We start from the raw sequence: 18,558 nt of genomic DNA, 5'->3' as shown, positions 1-18,558 counted from the left end.
CGGGGCTCCGATCCGACGGGCTGCGGCCGGCCCGAAAAGGAAGCCCGCCGCGGCGGCGCCGGGCGGGCTTGGTCGGGTCGACGCGGACCGCGAGCGCTTACTGGTAGGCCACGTCCAGGCCGTCGCGCTGATAGATGTCGTCGCGGAACTGGACGATGCCGTCCGAGTTCGCCCATGCCGTCACGTACTGGAAATAGAGCGGCACCGGGTCGGTCACCGGCGCGTCGATGCGCTCGCCGGAGGTCATCGCCTGGGCGATGCGATCCTGCGGCCAGTCGGGCGTGTTCTTCAGGATCCAGTAGACGTACTCGCGCACGTTCTGGACGCGCACGCAGCCGGAGGAATGGAAGCGCGCGTTCTCGCCGAACAGGCCCTTGGAGGGCGTGTCGTGCATGTAGACGCCGTCGGGCGACGGGAACTCGATCTTCACCGAGCCCATGGAGTTGATGTCGCCCGGATCCTGACGGAACAGATAGTCGGCCGCCTCCTGGCTGTTCCAATTGATCGTGCGCCAATCGAGCGGGTTGCCGCGCTGGTCGTAGATCCGGATCTTCTGGCGGTCCAGATAGCCGGAATCCTGCTGCATCTTCGGGATCAGATCCTTGATGATGATGCTGCGCGGCACGGTCCAGAACGGGTTGAACTTGATCAGGTTGATCTTGGACGTGAGGAGCGGCGTCTGCCGGTCGATCTTGCCCACCACGGCCTGATGGCGCGAGTGGACGATGTCGGCCTCGACCGTCTCGATCTCGGCGCCCGGGATGTTGACCATCACGTAGCGGTCGCCGAGGAAGCCCGACATGGAGCGGACGCGGACGAGGTTCGTCTCCAGCTGACGGAGGCGGAAATCGACCGGGATGTTGAGCTGCTTCAGCGTCTCCTTGGCGACCACGCCGTCGGCCAGGAGGCCATGGCGCAGCTGGAAGCGGCGCACGGCCGAGTCGACGAAGCTGTCGAACGAGTCGGACATGCCGCCGACGTCCGGCAGGTCGCCGCTGATGGCGAGCCGCTGGCGGAGCGCCGCCACGGCCGGATCGCGGACGCCGATCTTCAGCGATCGGGTGGCCGGCACCTGGGGCCAGCCGCCCTGCATGGCGACCTCGGAATAGCGCGCGAGCGCCTGCTCGGTGTGATAGGCGGTCTCGGCCGACAGCGTCGGGCGGGCCGAGTGCACCTGCGCCTGCGACGGCGCGGAAGAGTCGAAGCCTTCGGTCCACTCCAGCTGGTTGACCAGTGTCGGCTTCAAGGTCTGCGCCTGGGCCGCGAAGGCGCCGAGCGATACGCCCGCGAACACGCCGGCCCTCAGAACGTCGCGCCGGCTCGCCACGATGTCCGCGCCTGATCCGGCCTGCCCCTGTCGACGTATTGCCACTGTGGTGTTGCTCCCGCGAATTGCACCCCGCGCCGACGGTTAAACCGGGTCGGCAGCACCGAGGTTCAGACGATTGGTCCGGCTGGGCCGGCATACCCTGAGATAGGGCGACTGCAGCGGTCGGCCATCCGCCATCCGGATCGGTCAGCCGCCATGTCGGGTGAGACGGTCTCGCCTTAGCCGGTGTCCCATTCTGGCGGGAGTGGACACGAAAATGGCTAACGAAATGATACCGGTCACAACCCTCGCCTGGCAGCCGTCCTCCGTCCTGGCGGCGACCTTCATCGCCACGATCGCGCTCTTTTCGGTCGTATGGGCACTTCATGTCAAAAAAGAGGACGCCGGCATCGTCGACTTCTTCTGGGGGGTGGGTTTCGCGCTCGTCGCCTGGTTGAGCGTCGCCCTGACGGGCGCCACGACCCCGGTCGGGCTTCTCTTCGCCCTGCTGGTCACGCTGTGGGCGGCGCGGCTGACCGCCCACATGGTCTGGCGGCACCGGCACATGGGCGGGGAGGACGCGCGGTACAGAGCCATGCGGACGAAGGGCGGTCCACACTGGTGGTGGCGGTCGCTGTTCACGCTCTACTGGCTGCAGGCGGCGATCCAGTGGGTGCTGGCGCTGCCGGTGCACGCCGCCCTTCTCTACGGCACCGCCGATCCCATGATGCCGCTGGTGACCCTCGGCGTCGTCCTGTTCCTCGCGGGCTTCGGAATCGAGGCGGTGGCGGACCGGCAGCTCTGGTCGTTCAAGGCGAACCCGGCGAACGCGGGCCGCCTGATGACCGCGGGCCTGTTCTCCTGGTCGCGGCATCCGAACTATTTCGGCGAGACGGTGCTCTGGTGGGGGCTCGGGCTCGTGGCCTTCGCCGAATCCGGCGCCTGGTGGGCGCTGGTCGGGCCGGCGCTGATCACGGTGCTGCTCACCCGCGTGTCGGGCGTGTCGTTGCTCGACGCGCACCTGCGGGCCACGAAGCCGGGCTATGCGGAATGGGCCGCGCGCACCCCCGCCTTCGTGCCGCGTCCGCCGCGCACAGGCGACCTCGCCGCCCGCAAGGCCTGACCCGCCCTGCCCTTCGAGGAGTGCGCCGGGCGGCCGACGAAAGAACCCCGCGCGACGGATCGCGCGGGGCTTCCAGGAAGCCGGGCTGGGAGGTCGTGCCCGGCGGGGATCGTGGGGTGTCGCGGCTTAGAGCCGATAGAGGATCTGGTCGGTCCAGAACCGCTCCAGCCGCTGCAGCGACTTGTTCAGGAGCTTGAAGTCGTCGCGATTGATGCCGCCGACCGTCTCGATCGAGTTGATGTGACGACCGTAGAGCTTGGAGACGATGTCGGCCACTTCCTGCCCCTTCTCGGTCAGGCGGACCCGAACCGAGCGGCGGTCCATGCGGGACCGCTGGTGGTGGATGTAGCCCATCTCCACGAGCTTCTTCAGATTGTAGGAGACGTTGGACCCGAGGTAGTAGCCACGGGTCCGGAGCTCGCCGGCGGTCAGTTCGCTGTCGCCGATGTTGAACAGGAGCAGCGCCTGCACGGCGTTGACGTCCGTCCGCCCGGCGCGGTCGAACTCGTCCTTGATCACGTCGAGCAACCGGCGATGCAAACGCTCCACAAGCCGAAGCGCCTCAAGGTACAGCGGCTGAAGGTCCTGCTCCTCCTCGGTCGGCGGGTAGACATCGTAAGCGCGCTTGGCGTTGGCCATATTCATCATGCCTCGCTGTCGTGTTTGCTTCCTGCCGTGGATCTGGGCCCACATTGAAAACAAAACTACCGCACAGCTTTGAAAATCGGCTTAAATCGCAGGATGAAAATTCCATTAAAAGCCACACAATCCCCGGGACGGGGGGTCTATGGCTTCGGAAAGGAAAACAAGACGTCAACGGATTAGGTAAAGCAGCGCGCAACCGCACGAAATCCGTATTCGAGTGCTATCGCGTCGGGTCTAAACATCTGGTTTCAGGCGTTCGTAAAGTGCAGTAAGTCCTGCATAGACGATCACGGTCGCCACGTGAAAGGCTATGAGCGTGATGTCGAGGCCGAAGATGTCCTTGAAGACGGTGTGCAGCACGACTTCGGTGAGCGCCGCGATCAACCAGACCACCGTGCCCCAGGAGGCGAGAAGCCAGAGGCCGACGGCGGCCACCAGATCGGCCACCGAGAAGAAGATCGTCGCCACCATCACCTCCGGCGCAAGCGACAGGAAGTCGCCGGACGGGGAGAGCGGCCCGAGAATGGTGCCCCAACGCTGCAGGCCGGACAGGATGAAGATGAAGGATAGCGCCCGGACGTAGACGACGAGCAGAAGCCGCGCGTCGATGGCGGAGGCTGCCGGGGCGGCGTCTTCGGTCCTGATGTCCATGGGCGGACTCCCTCAAGGCACGGGCGACGCGGGCGATGCGCCCGTCTCTCCGCCCTTATGCCCCCGACGGCGAGCGCTTCCAACCCGCCCGGTGGAGAAACATCCGCCGGCCGTGTTAAGGGTGTCTCCCGAAGCTCGCCAAGGCACATCATCGCACCGACAGAAGACGAGCTGGTGAAAGGACACGAGCAATGACGTTCCATCGTGGAGACGACGGCAAGCTCCGCACCTCCAGCGTCGACGAGATCCTGAACGGACGCCGGCTGCGCCGGCTGCGGCGGACCGACTGGTCGCGCCGCCTGGTGCGGGAGACGACGGTGAGCGTCGACGACCTGATCTGGCCGATGTTCGTGGTCGAGGGCGAGAACGTGCGCGTGGACGTGCCGTCCATGCCCGGCGTGCAGCGGATCTCCATCGACATCGCCGCGCGCCAGGCGGAGGAGGCCGCGGAGCTCGGCATCCCGGCGATCGCGCTCTTTCCCTACACCGATCCGGACCTTCGCGACGAGACCGGCAGCGAAGCGCTGAACGAGCAGAACCTCGTCTGCCGGGCGACCCGCGCCATGAAGGCCGCGGCGCCGGAGGTTGGGATCGTCACCGACGTGGCGCTCGATCCGTTCACCAGCCATGGCCACGACGGCTTTCTGCGGGGCGACGAGATCCTCAACGACGAGACGGTGGACCAGCTCTGCCGCGCCGCGCTGGTGCAGGCGGCGTCCGGATCGGACGTGATCGCCCCGTCGGACATGATGGACGGTCGCGTCGGCGCGATCCGGCAGGCGCTGGACGGCGCGGGCTTCCACCATGTGCAGATCATGGCCTACACGGCCAAGTACGCGTCCGCCTTCTACGGCCCGTTCCGGGACGCGGTCGGCACCAACAAGACGCTGCGCGGCGACAAGCGCACCTACCAGATGGACCCCGGCAACAGCGACGAGGCCCTTCACGAGGCCGAACTCGACATCGCCGAGGGCGCCGACAGCATCATGGTCAAGCCGGGCATGCCCTATCTCGACATCATCCGCCGCCTGAAGGACGCCTTCTCGGTGCCGACCTTCGCGTATCAGGTGTCCGGCGAGTACGCGATGATCAAGGCGGCGGCGCAGAACGGCTGGATCGACGGCGACCGCGCCATGTGGGAAAGCCTCATGGCCTTCAAGCGCGCCGGCGCGGACGGGGTGCTGACCTATTTCGCGCCCTTCATCGCGCGCCAGATGAAGACCAGGGGCTGACCCGCATGCGTTGACGACGGTGCGGCGGTCCGGTCCCCTCCTCGCTCTTTCGGCCGCGCTCCTCCTGGCCGCCGGCTGCGATCGCCTGGACGACGGGCAGGCGCGGCTCTGCACGGCCGTTGTGCCCGCGCTCGAGGAGACCGGGCGCATCCGCGTCGACGCGGTGGCGCCGGACCCGGAGCGGGCGACGGTCGTGCGCGTCGCGTACACGGTCGAGGCCGACGGCGGCGAGCGGCGGCCGGGGTTCGTGCGCTGCGCCTTCGGCGGCGGCTTCCTGGATCGGGACCGCCTGACGCTCGTCGCCGTGGAGAGCGCCGAGGGCCGCCTGACGGGCGCCCGCCTGCTGATGCTGAACCGCTTCTGGCTAGGCGATCCGGACGCCCTCGCCGAGGGCGAGCGTCGCCTGGACCTGACCTCGGTGGAGACGCCGATCCTGCCCGCGCCGGTGTCCGTCACCACGGGCTATGCGCTGCAGCAGGTGTTGAACGCCCTTCCGGTCGCGGCGGTCTACGGCTTTCTCGCCGCCGCCTACGCGCTCGTCTACGGCCTGCTCGGTCGGATCAACCTCGCCTTCGGGTGCTTCGCGGTCGCCGGCGGGTTCGCGGCTGCGGGCGTGGTGACGAGCTACGACCGCGCCTGGACCATGGGCGACCCGGTGGTCGCCACCATGGCGCTCGCCGCCGCCGTGACGGTGGCCGGGGCGCAAGGCGCCCTGATCGGGACCCTGACCGGTTCGGCCGTGTTCCGGCCCCTCGCCCGGGCGGGCGGGACGGCGTTCCTGATCGCCACCATCGGGCTTGCGCTGGTGCTGAGCGAAGGGCTGCGTCTGGTCGCCGGGTCGGGCGAGCGGTGGATCCAGCCGGTGCTCGCCACGCCCATCCTGGTGGCGGGCGGCGACTACCGCGTGACGGTGACGACACTCCAGGTGCTGCAGACCGTACTGGCGGCGGCGGTGCTGACCGGGCTCGCGAGGGCGATGGCCCGCTCGCGCTTCGGCCGCGACTGGCGGGCTATGGCGGACGACCCGCTGATGGCTTCGCTCGTCGGCATCGACCGGGAGCGGACAGCCGCCCTCGCCTTCGCGCTGTCCGGCCTCCTCGCCGGGATCGCCGGCGCCGCGGACACGCTCCACTACGGCCACGCGAGCGCGGCCGCGTGGCTGACGCTGAGCTTGAAGGCGCTGATGGCGGCTGTGCTGGGCGGCCTCGGTTCGGTGCGGGGCGCCATCCTCGGCGGCGTGCTGCTCGGATTCGCCGAGACCGCCTGGGCCTCGCTGTTGCCGATGGCGCATCGGGAGGTCGCGGTGATGACCGGCCTCGTCCTCCTCCTGGTGTTCCGGCCGGACGGACTGCTCGGCGTCTCGCGCCCGGCCGCCGACAGCGGCGACGCCCGGTGGCGGTCCGCCGACCGGTGAGCGTCCGCTCCGTCAGATGACGGCGATGCGCTGGATCAGGCCGACCGTGTCCACATGGTCGTGGTAGTAGTTCTTCACCTTGCGGCGAAGCTGGAGCACCCGGCCGGACGGTTCCGTGGACCAGGGCTTGCTGCCGGAGAGGAAGACGTCGCGGAACTGCGGCATCACCGCCTCCGACCGAAAGGAGCGCAGCGGGCCACCCTGGCGGCGGCAGTCCTCGCGGCGCAGCTTCAGGAGCTTCCGCGTGAGGTCGGCGCCGTCGCGGTAGATGAAGCTCTTGTCCGACTGCATGCGCAGGTGGTTGCGGTCGCGCCCGCCGATCCAGCACAGGAACGGGCGGTTATGGTAGGCGAACTCGGCGATGGACAGGCCGAACGTCTCGCCGATGCTGCGGGCGTGGAGCATCACGTCGCATGTGGCGATGTAGTCGGACTTGGCCTGCGGATCCACGACGGCGCCCTTGAAGAGGACGCGCTCGTGGCGGATGAAGGGCTCGGTGTTGACGAACACGAACCAGATGTCCGGCCGGCCCTCCAGGGCCCGGGCGACGGACTGGTGGGCGAAGTCGACGTCGAACTGGCGGTAGCCGCCGTAACGGCCGACCACGAGCGCGTCCTCCGGGATCCCCCACTCGGCGCGGTGGTCGCGCTGCGGCTCGGGCAGTTCCACGATGTGCGGCACGAACGGGCGGCGGCCGTTGGAGACGTGGTCGCTGAGCCACTCGGACACGTAGGCGTACACGTCCCCGTGCGGGTGGTCGAAGTCGAAGGCGCAGTGCACCATGTTCGGCACGCCTTCGACCACGTGCAGGTCGTTGTAGTCGAACTTCAGCTTGTAATAGACATCGCAGCGGTTCTCGCGGACGATGCGGGCGAGCTCGGCCCGGCTCGCGTAGGGGATCAGGTCGAACAGGCCCTCGAACCGCCTGCGCGCGGCGTCGATGTGCTCCCCGTCCCGCTCGTAGAGGATGACCGGTTCGATGCCCATCCGCGCGCATCCGGCCGCATAGTCGAAGTTCGCCACGGTCGTGCCCCGTTCCGTGAACTTCTCGGCGTCGAACGCGACTTTCATGCTCAACTTCCCCGAACGAATACAGCGAACAACAGACAAGACTTAAGAAAAACGTTTCGCCCCGAGGCCGATCCCGCCCTACCGGACGTCGACACCCGGCAGCCTGGCGGAGAGCCGTTCCGAGGCCTCCGCCCAGCGCCGCATGGCCCCGGGCCCGGACCGGGCCCGCCAAACGCGAGCCCGAACCCGTCCTACAATGAAGCTTATCCCGTCGGCGCGGGACAACACGAAACTGATATTAAGGTATTCATCTATTCAGGAAATCAAAAGCGTCGGACCGCGGACAGCCGGGATTCGGTCCGCGCTGTGGTAGGTTCCACACACATGTCTCGGTGGGACTCACTACGGGAAACCGCCGTATCGCGCCTTTTTTCCTCCCTGCATGCACCGGGCGCACCGGGGCGGACCTACCCCGGCGCTCCAGCGGACGCGACTCGGCACTGTTGCTGGGATGAATCAGTCAAGTAAGATTTTGATAAGATTTCTGCCACATTCCCGCCCTAACCTGAGCACTCGCCGCACGGGTCGCCCGAACGACCCGCGCACGACGAAGCGGCTCTGCGGAGGAGGGTGGAGCGTCGATTCGCGAGCCATATCAGGACGGACCCATGAACGGATACCCACGCGACCCGTCCATGACAGTCGCAGCCGTGACCTTCGTGATCGGCTCAGCGGGCCTGGCGGCGGCAGCCGCGTTGATGGTGAGTATGGTCGTCTGACACCGAAGGGCCGTTCCGGCGGGAGGAGACGCCGGAGCGGCCCTTGCTTTTCCGGCTCGGCTGCCGACAAGGGCGCCGGTCAACAAGGGCGCCGGCCAACAAGGGCGCCGGCCAGGGAGCAGAGTTGGACGGCGGACGAGGCGGCGGACTCACCCGACGGCCCGGGGCCCTCAAATGCAGAAAGCCCGGCGCGATGGCCGGGCTTCTTGCAATCCTACGAGAGGAAGTGGCGGGAGTGACGGGGCTCGAACCCGCGACCTTCGGCGTGACAGGCCGACACTCTAACCGACTGAGCTACACCCCCGCTTGGGCTTCCTTCGAACCCGGCCCGTTCAGCGCGGCGCCGTGTTCGTCGTCGGTGGCGCTGAAGTAGGGGATGCTCGGGGGGAAGTCAAGCGGCCTTTTTCGATCGGTCCGCGAGCCGCCCGCCGAGCCCGGAAAACAGCGGTTTAGGCGCGAAGCCTTTCGCGGCGCATCCGTCCTTGCGGGCGCCGCGCACCCAGCCGGCTCAGAATCGAAGAGGCGATTCCTGAACGTTTCCAAAGCGATTCCAAGCCGGCCGGAGGTGAATCGCCGTCAGCGCGGCACCACCGGCTCGCCGGTCGGCGGCGTTTCGGTCGAGGCGGTCGGCGCCTCCCGGTTCGGCTGGACGGTGGGATCCTCCGGGACGGCCGTCTGGACCGTCGCGTCGTCGGTGCTGTCGGTGCTGGACCAGAACGCCAGGGCGGCCGTGCCCAGGATGGCGAGCACCGCCACGATGATGGTGGTGCGCATCACGCCGCCGCGCGACGGACCGTGGGCCGGGGGTCTCGGATCTGAAACCATGAGCTGTTGCCTCCGTGGTCAAGGTTCAGGCATGCGGGGGACGAGGGGCGCGGGCGAGGCCCGCCGCAGGGAGGAAGCATCCGGAGCGACGGTTGTTCCGCGCGAGACCGGTCAGCGGGCCGCCGGGCCGGGCGAGTGCCCCCTTCCCGGCCGGCTGGATCGCAGGATCCACAGGCCGGCGAGCGCAAGCGCCGCCGCCGCGTAGACGAGGCCGGCGGGGATCCACATGACGAGACCGGCGAGTTGCCGATCGTCGGGCGCGGTGAGGCCGTAGGCCGCGGCGGAGCCCTCCCCCGCCCCGCCGCGTCGACGGCGGCGGGATCATCGCCCGCAGCCATGGCGGGCGGTGACCAGCGCCGCCGTGCCATGCCTCCCGCAGCGCGGCGTCACGCGGTCGCGGCGGTGTCGGATGTGGCGCTCTTCAGGGCGCGGCGCCGGCTGGCGTCGCGAAGGCTGGCCCGGCTGTCCTGCCAGGCGGCGACGGCCCGCGCCGACATGGGCCGGGCGAACAGATAGCCCTGGACGACGGCGCAGCCGTGGTGCTCCACGAAGGCGAACTGGCGGGTGGTCTCCACCCCTTCCGCCACGCAGGTCTGGCCGAGGGCATTCGCCATGGCGAACACCGAGGCGAGGAGCGCCTCGCTGCGATCGTCGCTGCCGATCAGCGAAATGAGGGACCGGTCGATCTTGAGCTCGTCGAACGGCAGGCGGACAAGTTGCGCCAGATTGGAGAAGCCGCTGCCGAAATCGTCCATGGCGAGGCGGACGCCCGCGGCGCTGAGCGCCTGGAGCCGATCGCGCGTGGCCACGAGGTCCTGCATGGCCGTGCTCTCGGTGATCTCCACGCTGAGAAGCGACGGCGGCAGGCCCGCCGCGGTGATCGCCTCGATCACCCGTTCGGGAAAGCCCGGGCGGCAGAACTGTATGGGTGACGCGTTGACCGAGACGGGGATGCGCCGTCCGCTCGCCATCCATGCGGCCGCCTGCGCGACGGCCTTCTGGAGCACGATGTCGCCGATCCGCTCGATCAGGCCACAGCTCTCCGCGATCGGCACGAAGACGGCCGGCGATATGACGCCGCCGTCCCGGCGGCGCAGGCGCACCAGCGCCTCCACGCCGACGAGGCTGTAGTCCGCCACGGACACCTTCGGCTGGTATTCGAGGTAGAGACGGTCCGTCTCCAAGGCGGACCGCAGCTCGGCCTCCACCTCCAGGCGGGCGCGGGCCTCGTCGCGCAGGTCCGCGTCGAACACCACGTGGCTGCGGGTCTCGTCGCGCTTGGCGGCGTACATGGCGAGATCCGCGAAGCTGACGAGTTCCATCGGGTCGCGCGTGTCCGCCGGCGTCCGCACCACACCGATGCTGACGCCGATCCGGACCTGCGTGCCCTGGATGCAGAAGGGCTGCGCGATCGCGTCCTGGAGCAGCCCGGCGATCCGCCCGACCTCGTCGAGATCCGTGACGCCCGGAACCAGGGCCACGAACTCGTCGCCGGCGAACCGGTGGAAGCTCACGTCCGCGACGGGCTCGTTGCAGATGGCGCCGGTCGGCGTCATGCAGGTGGCGAGCGTCTCCACGGTCTTGCCGAAGGCGACCCGCAGCATGCGGTCCGAGCACCGACGCAGGAGTTCGTCGCCGGCCTCGTGGCCGAGCGTGTCGTTCACGCGCTTGAAGCCGTCAAGGTCGATGAAGAAGAGCGAGCCCTCGAACGGGCGACCCCCAGGCCGCTTGTCCGGCTCGCCGAGGGTGTGACGCAGGATGTGGTTGAGAGCGGCCCGGTTCGGCAATTGGGTGACGGCGTCCGAATAGGCGAGCACGTTCATGCGGAGGATGTTGGAATTGAACCGATCCACCATCTTGCGGAACGCGTCGGCGAGCCCGCCCACCTCGCAGGCGCAGTTGACGTCCACCGGGATGTCCTCGCCGCCGGCGGCGAGCGCCTCGGTGCTGCGGCGGAGCGCCTCGATGGATCCGGTGAGCCGTCCCGCGATCATGTAGGTGGCCCATGCGGGCACCAGCGCCGTCATGAGGACGAGCGCGGAGCGCGTCAGAAGCGAGCTGCTCTCCATGTCGATGGCGGAACCGATCAGCAGGACGGTCGCCGCGGCCAGCGCCGAGAAGCCCGCGATCAGGATCGCGAACCGGATTCGGATACTGTTTATGCCTTTGCCATACATGGCCCGCGCCTCACCCAATCGACCGGGCCAGTATCGTCCATGATAATTACCGCATAGTGGATGGGAACAATTCCGGATCCGGTGATCCGCGTGACATCGCCTGATGGCTAACGAAGCGTGTGCTCCACAGCGCATCGCGCAGAAAACTTGATCGGAACGGTCAAGGTTTGTATGTCCCCTCTCCGGTCGCGGGCCGGCCAGCATGGGGACAGGGATGACGCCGCTCTTCGCCAAGACTACCTGGGCCTCCGGCCGGTTGATTGGCCATGGTCGTCTCCTCGGCCCCCGCCCTCGAAGCGCCGCGGCGGCGCGATGGTTCCGCGCCAGCCTGCCGCTGCGCGCCGGATCGCGCCCCGGGACCCGGAACGCTCGCGCGGCATCGGAACAATGACGGTCCGGAATGCAACCCGCGCGGAACATCCGGCCGAGCGGCCGGTTGGAGACCCGCGCCGCGCCATCCCAATCCTCGGACCATGAGGGCCGAACTCCCATGAACGTCAGAACCTTCTTCACCGTCGCCGCCATCACTCTCTCCGTCGGCGGATGCGTCGCCGGAGGCGCCGGCATGCCGACGGCCGCGGTCACCAGCGCCGACGAGTTCGTCAGCATGGCGACCGTGTCGAACACCTTCGAGATCGAGACGAGCCGGCTCGCCCTGCAGCGCTCCCGCGACCGCGAGGTCCGTCGCTTCGCCCGCCAGATGATCCGCGACCACACGGCCGCGTCGGCGCGCCTGCAGCGGGTGGCCAGCAACGCCGGCGTGCCGCCGGTGTCGCCGATGCTCGACGCCGCCCACGAGCGCATGTACGACGACCTGGAGGACGAGCCGGTCGGCACGTTCGACAGCGCCTACATCGAGGCCCAGGGCCTGGCGCACCAGGAGGCGATCACGCTCTTCTCCGGCTATGCGGCGAACGGCGACAACCCGCGCCTGCAGGCCTTCGCGTCCGATACGCTGCCGACCCTCCAGCGGCACGCCGAGCACGTGAACATGCTGGCCTCCAGCCGCCCGGTCGCGGGCCGGATGTGACGGTCTGAGCCGAGGAGCCTTGGAGCCCATCATGACGAAACACGACGAACCGGGGCGGAGCAGCCCGACCACACCGGAGGGCGTGGAGCCGATCCCGGGCGTCGGCGGGTCCCGCCCGGCCGGCGCCGACAACATGCGCGACCCTCCCCCCGCCTGGGACAAGGTCGACGAGGCGTCCGACGAGTCCTTCCCGGCGAGCGACCCTCCGGCGATCAACCCGGGCCCGAGCGTCTGACCTCGAAACAGGATCGGCCCGGCGGTGCTCCCGCCGGGCCGATCCGCTCGAGGGGCGAGGGCGCGATCGAGGACCGCGCCCGGGCCGGCGTCACTCGTGCTCGGGAAGCCCGGCGAGTTGCTCGGCGGTCATGGAAACCTTGATGTCCTTCTCGTCGCCCTCCCCCGACGCCTGGACGTCCGACAGCTGGAGCACCACTTCCTTGTCGTCGTCCTCCACGTCGACGACCACGGCCGTGACCTGGTTGGAGCCGTCGGCCAGGATGGCCTCCACCTCGCCCAGTTCGTCGTCGTCGGCGCCGATCACGTCGGCCTCCTCCAGCTCGTCATAGGTCCAGCCGGCCGGGAAGGTGTACTTGGACGCGTCGCCTTCGCTCACCTCGGTCAGACCGCCGGTCTGGGCCGACGCGCCCGTGACGAGCGCGACGCTGGCGACGGCGGCGAGGAGCGTCTTCGATCGGGTCATGCTGCATCTCCATGGTTGTCCCATGGAGGCGAACCCGTCACGCCGCCGTCCCGTTCCGCCCGGCGCGGCCGGTCGGCGCCGGCAGCCGGATCGCGTGTCTCAGGCCTGTTCGTCGATCTTGACCGCCTTCAGCTTGTCGATGCCGAGCGCCTGAAGGGCGAGCCGCTCGTAGAAGGGCTCGGACTTCCCGATCCGGATCTTGCGCAGGAAATACTTCTCGAACCCGATCTTGGCCGCGTGCACCCACTTGCCGGACGACGACCAGTTGACGTTGCGCGGCGGAATCTGAGGCTGGGCGACGAAGGCGACGCCGCCGTCACCGAAATCCGCCAAGCAAACGGCGTTCCACGTCGCCTCGGCCTCCGGTTCCAGACCGTCCACAAGCCGGGCGATGTTGTGGGCCGTGGCCGTGACCATGGATTCGATCATGAAGCCGGTCTTCGGCACGCCGACCGGGACCGGCGTCTTCCCGACCGGCGGGATGGCGACGCAGACGCCGACCGAGAACACGTTCCTGAACGTCGGGTTGCGCTGGTGCCTGTCGGCCAGGATGAAGCCGCGCGGGTTGGTCAGGCCCTCGATGCCCCGGACCGCCGGGACGCCCCGGAACGCCGGCAGCATCATCGCGTAGGAGAACGGCAACGCGTGGGAGGCCTTCAGCGCGCCGTCCTCTGCGAGCTCGGAGACGAGCATCCGGCCGGCTTCCACTGCGTCGACCTTGGCGTTGGTGATCCACTTCACGTGGTGCTGGCGCATCTCGCTTTCGAGCAGGGTCTTGGTGTCCCCCACCCCGTCGAGGCCCAGATGGCCGATGTAGGGCTCGGCCGTCACGAAGGTCATCGGCACGCGGTCGCGCACCTTGGCGTCGCGCAGGGCCTTGTCGAGCACGAACGTGAACTCGTAGGCCGGACCGTAGCAGGACGCGCCCTGCGCCGCGCCGATGATCACCGGACCCGGGTTCTTCACCAGCCGATCGAATGCCGCCTTGGCCTGCAGCGCATGGTCCACGTGGCAGATGGACTGGGTGTGGTGCTCCGGCCCGAAGCCCTCGATCTCGTCGAAGGCGAGATCCGGCCCGGTCGCGATCACGAGGAAGTCGTAGGAGACCGAGGCGCCGTCCGACAGTTCGATGCGGTTCTCCTCCGGGTGGACGCGAGCCGCGCCCTGCGGGTGCAGCCGGATATCGCGCTTGCCGAACACCGGCGCGAGATCCACCTCGATCGCCTCCTTGTCCCGCCAGCCGACCGCCACCCAGGGATTGGACGGCACGAAGGAATAGGTCGTGCCCTTGTTGACCACCACGACCTCGTGCCCCTTCCCCAGCACGTCCCGAAGCTCGTACGCCATGATGACGCCGCCAAGGCCGGCGCCCAGAACCGCTATCCGTGCCATCGCCCATCCTCCCAGAAAGCCGGCCCCGTGGACTCCCGAGCCGATCTGCGAACCGCGCGGCGATCCTGCCTGCGGCCTCTTTACAACGGTACATACGCGTTTACGAATATACAAACAGAAAGGAATGGTGTCTCGTACGGCTTTGGACTGAGACCCGGCGTGCCACCCCCCTCAGCGCCCCGGAGAGGTCGGTCCGTAGATCCTCTTCGCGACCACGACCGCCAGGGGAACCGCCAGCGCGAACCCCATACCGGCGACCACCGGGATGAGCGTCATGCCTTGGGCATAGAGGGACGGCACCGTGACGATGACCGTGACGAAAGACCCCGCCAGCGTGACGCCGAGCATGATCCAGATGAGCGCCGCGAGTTTCAGCATATTCGCAACTCCTTTTGGACGGCTGAAGCTTACGCTCGCGCCGAACCAGCCGTCTTGACGTGGATCAAGGGCCAGAATGAACACGACAACAACGGCATTCGGGAGCGGTTGACACCTCGATCATCGATGGATACGGTCCCGTCATGCCTAGACCATCGATGCATCCTGTCCCGAAGCCATCCCCCGACCTCACCAGCCGGGCCTACTGGAACGGCACCATCAAGATGAGCCTTTCCAAGCTCTTCATCCTGAGGGTGCTGTGCGACCGGCCGATGCACGGCTACGACATAGCCCGCACGGTGGAGCAGACGACGAACGGCTGCTGCTCCCCGTCCGAGGGGACCATCTACCCGGTACTGCGCGACTTCGAGGAGACCGGCCTCGTGACCCATGAAGCGGAGGTCGTGTCCGGCCGGGAGCGCAAGGTCTACACGCTCACGGAGAAGGGTCGCGACGCGCTCCGGGTGGCGGTGGACGCCTGGATGGAGATCACCGACGCGCTCGTGGCGGCCGACAAGGTCATCCCGCGGCCGGACCCGAGGCCGGAGAGCGCCTGCTGCGGCTGAGCGCGTGCCGGACGTCCACACCAGACATCGATCACCGAGGCTTCACATGTCCGGAACGGAAAACGGCGCATCGGCGTGCGCGGCGGATGCGGTCGCATGAGCGGCACGGCGACCGTTCAAACCGGGCGAGCCTTCGCCCGCCGTCATTTCGTCACCGGGCTCGGCATCGGCCAGATCGCGTCCTGGGGGACGCTCTACTACGCCTACCCGTTGATCGGCGAAGCCATGGGGCGGGATCTCGGCTGGTCGAAATCGGAGGTGTTCGGCGCGGCGACCATCGGCCTGCTGCTGGCGGCGGTCGCGGCCTATCCGGTCGGCGTCGCCATCGATCGCGGCCACGGCCGCGTCGTGATGGCCGGCTCGTCCGTGGCCGCCGCGGCTCTCTTCGCCGCCTGGTCCCAGGTGACGGATCTCGTCGCCTTCTACGTCATCGTCGCGCTGCTCGGGGCACTCCAGTCGGCCGTGCTCTACGAACCCGCGTTCGCGGTGGTGGCGCGACGGGTCGGTCCCCTGAACGCCCGGGCCGGCATCACCTCTCTCACGCTCTGGGGCGGGTTCGCCAGCACGGTGTTCGTCCCGGTGACGCAGCTCCTGCTCGACCACCTCGGCTGGCGCGGTGCCCTGATGGCGCTCGCGGGCGTGAACCTCGCCGTCTGCGCGGCCGCCTATGCGCTCGTCATCGACCCGGCCGCAGACGCGCCCTTGCCGCCCCGCCGGCCGGATGCTCTGCCGTCGCGCAAGGGGCCGCTCCGCCTCGCCATGGAGATCCCGGCCTTCTGGTTCCTGTGCGTAGCCTTCACCGCCTACGCGGCGACCTTCTCGGCCTTCACCTTCCACCTTTATCCCCTGCTGGTCGAACGGGGCCTCGCGACCTCGGACGTCGTCGCCGCCATGATGGTGATCGGGCCGGCGCAGGTGCTCGGCCGGATCCTGATCTGGCGGCTGGCCCCGCGGTCACCCGTGCGGGTGATCGGCGCGACGGTGGTTCTCGCCTTCCCGGTCGCGCTCCTGGTCCTCTGGCTGGCGCCGACCACGCTCGCCGTGGCGGTCGGCGTCGCGGGCCTCTACGGTCTTGCGAACGGCATCATGACCATCGTGCGCGGCATGGCCATCCCGGAAATGCTGACCAGGGAGGCCTATGGGGCGCTCAACGGCGCGCTGGCCGCCCCGGGCACCATCGCCAAGGCGCTCGCCCCCGGCGCGGCGGCGGTCCTCTGGCAGATGAGCGGTTCCTACGACGCCGTCCTGGCGGCGTCCATCATCGGATCCTGCGTCCTCGTCGCAGGCTTCTGGACGGCGGCGGCGGTCGCCAGGCACACGGATTGAGAAACATGATGCGCGGCAACGAACTTCCCGACCACGCGGTCTTCCCCGCTCTCGACGAGCGCTTCCTGGAGCCGGTCGACCTGGCGGCGCTCGTCCCGCCCGGCGGATCCACGCACAAGCCGAGGATCCTCCTTCTCTATGGGTCGCTCCGCGACCGATCGTTCAGCCGCTTCCTGGCCTATGAATGCGCGCGCCTCCTGGAGCGCTTCGGTTGCGAGACGCGGATCTACGACCCCACGGGCCTGCCGCTCCCGGACGGCGCCCCCGCCGACCACCCCAAGGTGCAGGAGTTGCGCTCCCTCTCCGAGTGGTCCGAGGGGCAGGTCTGGGTCAGCCCGGAGCGGCACGGCGCCATCACCGGCATCATGAAGGCGCAGATCGACTGGATCCCGCTTTCGATCGGCGCGATCCGGCCCACCCAGGGGCGGACGCTCGCCGTCTGCCAGGTTTCCGGCGGCTCGCAGTCCTTCAACGCCGTGAACACCATGCGGCTTCTCGGCCGCTGGATGCGGATGGTGACCATCCCGAACCAGTCGTCGGTCCCGAAGGCGTTCCAGGAGTTCGACGAGGCCGGCCGGATGAAACCCGGCCCGCTCTACGAGCGCGTGGTCGACGTGATGGAGGAACTCGTCAAGTTCACCTATCTCACCCGGGACCGCTCGGACTACCTGACCAGCCGCTACAGCGAGCGGCGGGAGGCCGGCCTGAAGGCGGAGAGCGCGGGCGCCGACGTGGCGCGGCGCTCCGGCGCGACCGGCTAGAGCCTTATCCGACCGAGTGGAAACACTTGGTCGACGAGAGACTGCTCCAGCGTGTTGATCTCGGGGCGATTTCTTTCCGACCTGACGAGTCCGTCAGGTCGGAAAGCGCTTTGGGTCAGGATCTCGGGACGGCGACCACTTCGCCGTCCTCCTTCGTGAACGTCTCCGGCGGGTTGTCCAGGAGCTCCAGAACCATCTCCGACGGGCGGCAGAGCCGGACGCCCTTCTCCGTCACCACGATCGGACGGTTGATCAGGATCGGATGCGCCATCATGGCGTCGATCAGCTCGTCGTCGGTCCACTTCGGGTCGCCGAGGCCGAGGTCCGCGTAGGGCGTGCCCTTCTCGCGCAGGAGGTCGCGCGGCCGGATGCCCATGCGGGCGATGAGGTCCACCAGCGTCTCCCGCGAGGGCGGCGTCTTCAGGTATTCGATGACGGCCGGCTCCTCCCCCGCCGCGTGGATCATGGCCAGCGTGTTGCGCGAGGTCCCGCAGGCGGGGTTGTGGTAGATCGTGACGGGCAAGTCTCTCACTCCGCAGGGGTGGCGACCGGAACGGTCGTGGGTTTCCGAGGCGCCAGGAGCCATCCCATGAGGCCGAGAGCCAGGAAGGCGCCGACGAGTTCGGCGACGATGAAGCCCGGCAGATCCACGGGCCGGATCCCCGAGAAGGTGTCGGTCACGCTTCGGGCGATCGCCACGGCGGGATTGGCGAAGGACGTCGAGGCCGTGAACCAGTAGGCGGCCGTGATCGTGAGGCCGACGAGCATCGGGACCGCTTCAGGCCGGAACCGGAGCCCGCCGAGGATCACCGCGACCAGCGTGAAGGTCGCGACCGCCTCCGCCAGCCACTGGGCCGCGCCCGTCCGCACCGTCGGGGACAGCGCGAAGGGCGCGTGCTCGAACATGAGGTGCGCCACGAGTGTCCCGGCGAGGCCGCCGAGAACCTGCGCCGCCGCATAGGCGAGGCCGTCCGCTGCCGCGAGTTCGCGCCGGGCGACGAAGACCGCTGTCACGGCCGGATTGAAATGCGCCCCGGAGATCGGCCCCAGCACCATGATCAGGACCACGAGGATCGCGCCGGTCGGGATCGTGTTGCCGAGGAGCGCGAGGGCGACGTCCTCCGTCAGCCTGTCGGCCATGATGCCGGAGCCGACCACCGTCGCGACCAGCACGGCGGTGCCGAGCGCCTCGGCGGCGAGGCGGCGGGGCAGATCGGGACGGGCAATGGACATCGGGCG

At 68.6% G+C, this 18,558-nt stretch carries 19 protein-coding genes and 1 tRNA gene; 8 read left to right on the top strand and 12 right to left on the bottom strand.

Annotated elements, in window-relative coordinates; all coding sequences use genetic code 11:
* Positions 1-97 precede the first annotated feature (97 nt).
* A complete protein-coding gene (locus HND91_RS04870; protein WP_343057111.1) occupies positions 98-1,372 on the bottom strand; it encodes a L,D-transpeptidase family protein in 1,275 nt (424 codons plus the stop codon).
* 214 nt (positions 1,373-1,586) lie between these two features.
* On the opposite strand from HND91_RS04870, the gene HND91_RS04865 reads away from it, so the two are divergent.
* On the top strand, positions 1,587-2,432 hold the full coding sequence (locus tag HND91_RS04865; RefSeq protein ID WP_181705411.1) for a DUF1295 domain-containing protein: 846 nt from the start codon (positions 1,587-1,589) through the stop codon (positions 2,430-2,432).
* 126 nt (positions 2,433-2,558) lie between these two features.
* Here HND91_RS04865 and ldtR read toward each other — a convergent pair whose 3' ends face one another.
* Positions 2,559-3,071, bottom strand: a complete 513-nt coding sequence (ldtR, locus tag HND91_RS04860; RefSeq protein WP_181705674.1) for a transcriptional regulator LdtR — start codon at positions 3,069-3,071, stop codon at positions 2,559-2,561.
* A gap of 240 nt (positions 3,072-3,311) precedes the next feature.
* The gene (locus HND91_RS04855) at positions 3,312-3,728 is read right to left on the bottom strand and encodes a DUF6163 family protein (protein WP_181705410.1); all 417 of its coding nucleotides are present in this window, start codon (positions 3,726-3,728) and stop codon (positions 3,312-3,314) included.
* Between the two features lie 191 nt (positions 3,729-3,919).
* Between HND91_RS04855 and hemB the strand changes: the two genes are divergently transcribed.
* Positions 3,920-4,960, top strand: coding sequence for a porphobilinogen synthase (gene hemB, locus HND91_RS04850; RefSeq protein WP_181705409.1), 1,041 nt, complete (start codon positions 3,920-3,922; stop codon positions 4,958-4,960).
* A gap of 19 nt (positions 4,961-4,979) precedes the next feature.
* On the top strand, positions 4,980-6,374 hold the full coding sequence (locus HND91_RS04845) for a branched-chain amino acid ABC transporter permease (protein ID WP_343057145.1): 1,395 nt from the start codon (positions 4,980-4,982) through the stop codon (positions 6,372-6,374).
* Between the two features lie 12 nt (positions 6,375-6,386).
* On the opposite strand, the gene HND91_RS04840 is transcribed toward HND91_RS04845, so the two are convergent.
* The 4 genes from HND91_RS04840 to HND91_RS04820 form a co-directional block, all read right to left on the bottom strand.
* Positions 6,387-7,445, bottom strand: a complete 1,059-nt coding sequence (locus HND91_RS04840) for a glycosyltransferase (protein ID WP_181705407.1) — start codon at positions 7,443-7,445, stop codon at positions 6,387-6,389.
* 946 nt (positions 7,446-8,391) lie between these two features.
* Positions 8,392-8,468: transfer RNA gene (locus HND91_RS04835), tRNA-Asp, on the bottom strand.
* Between the two features lie 272 nt (positions 8,469-8,740).
* Positions 8,741-8,989, bottom strand: coding sequence for a hypothetical protein (locus tag HND91_RS04830; RefSeq protein ID WP_181705406.1), 249 nt, complete (start codon positions 8,987-8,989; stop codon positions 8,741-8,743).
* A gap of 386 nt (positions 8,990-9,375) precedes the next feature.
* Positions 9,376-11,166: a putative bifunctional diguanylate cyclase/phosphodiesterase gene (locus HND91_RS04820; protein ID WP_181705405.1), complete on the bottom strand. Its 1,791-nt coding sequence runs from the start codon at positions 11,164-11,166 to the stop codon at positions 9,376-9,378.
* 490 nt (positions 11,167-11,656) lie between these two features.
* Here HND91_RS04820 and HND91_RS04815 point away from each other — a divergent pair, with 490 nt between their 5' ends.
* Both HND91_RS04815 and HND91_RS04810 read left to right on the top strand, forming a co-directional pair.
* The gene (locus HND91_RS04815) at positions 11,657-12,196 is read left to right on the top strand and encodes a DUF4142 domain-containing protein (protein ID WP_181705404.1); all 540 of its coding nucleotides are present in this window, start codon (positions 11,657-11,659) and stop codon (positions 12,194-12,196) included.
* A 31-nt stretch (positions 12,197-12,227) separates the two neighbouring features.
* Complete coding sequence (locus HND91_RS04810) at positions 12,228-12,431, top strand: hypothetical protein (RefSeq protein WP_181705703.1); 204 nt, start codon at positions 12,228-12,230, stop codon at positions 12,429-12,431.
* 90 nt (positions 12,432-12,521) lie between these two features.
* On the opposite strand, the gene HND91_RS04805 is transcribed toward HND91_RS04810, so the two are convergent.
* The 3 genes from HND91_RS04805 to HND91_RS04795 form a co-directional block, all read right to left on the bottom strand.
* Positions 12,522-12,896, bottom strand: coding sequence for a PRC-barrel domain-containing protein (locus HND91_RS04805; RefSeq protein ID WP_181705403.1), 375 nt, complete (start codon positions 12,894-12,896; stop codon positions 12,522-12,524).
* Between the two features lie 99 nt (positions 12,897-12,995).
* Positions 12,996-14,288: an NAD(P)/FAD-dependent oxidoreductase gene (locus HND91_RS04800; RefSeq protein ID WP_181705402.1), complete on the bottom strand. Its 1,293-nt coding sequence runs from the start codon at positions 14,286-14,288 to the stop codon at positions 12,996-12,998.
* Between the two features lie 171 nt (positions 14,289-14,459).
* Positions 14,460-14,666 carry a hypothetical protein gene (locus HND91_RS04795; protein ID WP_181705401.1) on the bottom strand — a complete coding sequence of 69 codons (207 nt, stop codon included), beginning with the start codon at positions 14,664-14,666 and terminating at the stop codon, positions 14,460-14,462.
* Positions 14,667-14,809: 143 nt separating this feature from the next.
* Here HND91_RS04795 and HND91_RS04790 point away from each other — a divergent pair, with 143 nt between their 5' ends.
* The 3 genes from HND91_RS04790 (at position 14,810) to arsH (ending at position 17,319) form a co-directional block, all read left to right on the top strand.
* Positions 14,810-15,232 carry a PadR family transcriptional regulator gene (locus HND91_RS04790; protein ID WP_246329304.1) on the top strand — a complete coding sequence of 141 codons (423 nt, stop codon included), beginning with the start codon at positions 14,810-14,812 and terminating at the stop codon, positions 15,230-15,232.
* Positions 15,233-15,328: 96 nt separating this feature from the next.
* Positions 15,329-16,558: an MFS transporter gene (locus HND91_RS04785; RefSeq protein ID WP_181705400.1), complete on the top strand. Its 1,230-nt coding sequence runs from the start codon at positions 15,329-15,331 to the stop codon at positions 16,556-16,558.
* A 5-nt stretch (positions 16,559-16,563) separates the two neighbouring features.
* The gene (gene arsH, locus HND91_RS04780) at positions 16,564-17,319 is read left to right on the top strand and encodes an arsenical resistance protein ArsH (RefSeq protein WP_181705399.1); all 756 of its coding nucleotides are present in this window, start codon (positions 16,564-16,566) and stop codon (positions 17,317-17,319) included.
* A 115-nt stretch (positions 17,320-17,434) separates the two neighbouring features.
* Here the strand turns inward: arsH and arsC are convergent, their stop codons facing one another.
* Complete coding sequence (gene arsC / locus HND91_RS04775; RefSeq protein WP_181705398.1) at positions 17,435-17,842, bottom strand: arsenate reductase (glutaredoxin); 408 nt, start codon at positions 17,840-17,842, stop codon at positions 17,435-17,437.
* Positions 17,843-17,847: 5 nt separating this feature from the next.
* Positions 17,848-18,552, bottom strand: a complete 705-nt coding sequence (locus HND91_RS04770) for an aquaporin (RefSeq protein WP_181705397.1) — start codon at positions 18,550-18,552, stop codon at positions 17,848-17,850.
* Between the last annotated feature and the right edge of the window lie 6 nt (positions 18,553-18,558).

Source organism: Chthonobacter rhizosphaerae, assembly GCF_013839525.1.
In the GTDB taxonomy this organism is placed as follows: Bacteria; Pseudomonadota; Alphaproteobacteria; order Rhizobiales; family Pleomorphomonadaceae; genus Chthonobacter; species Chthonobacter rhizosphaerae.
This window is presented reverse-complemented; position numbering and strand designations above follow the sequence as displayed.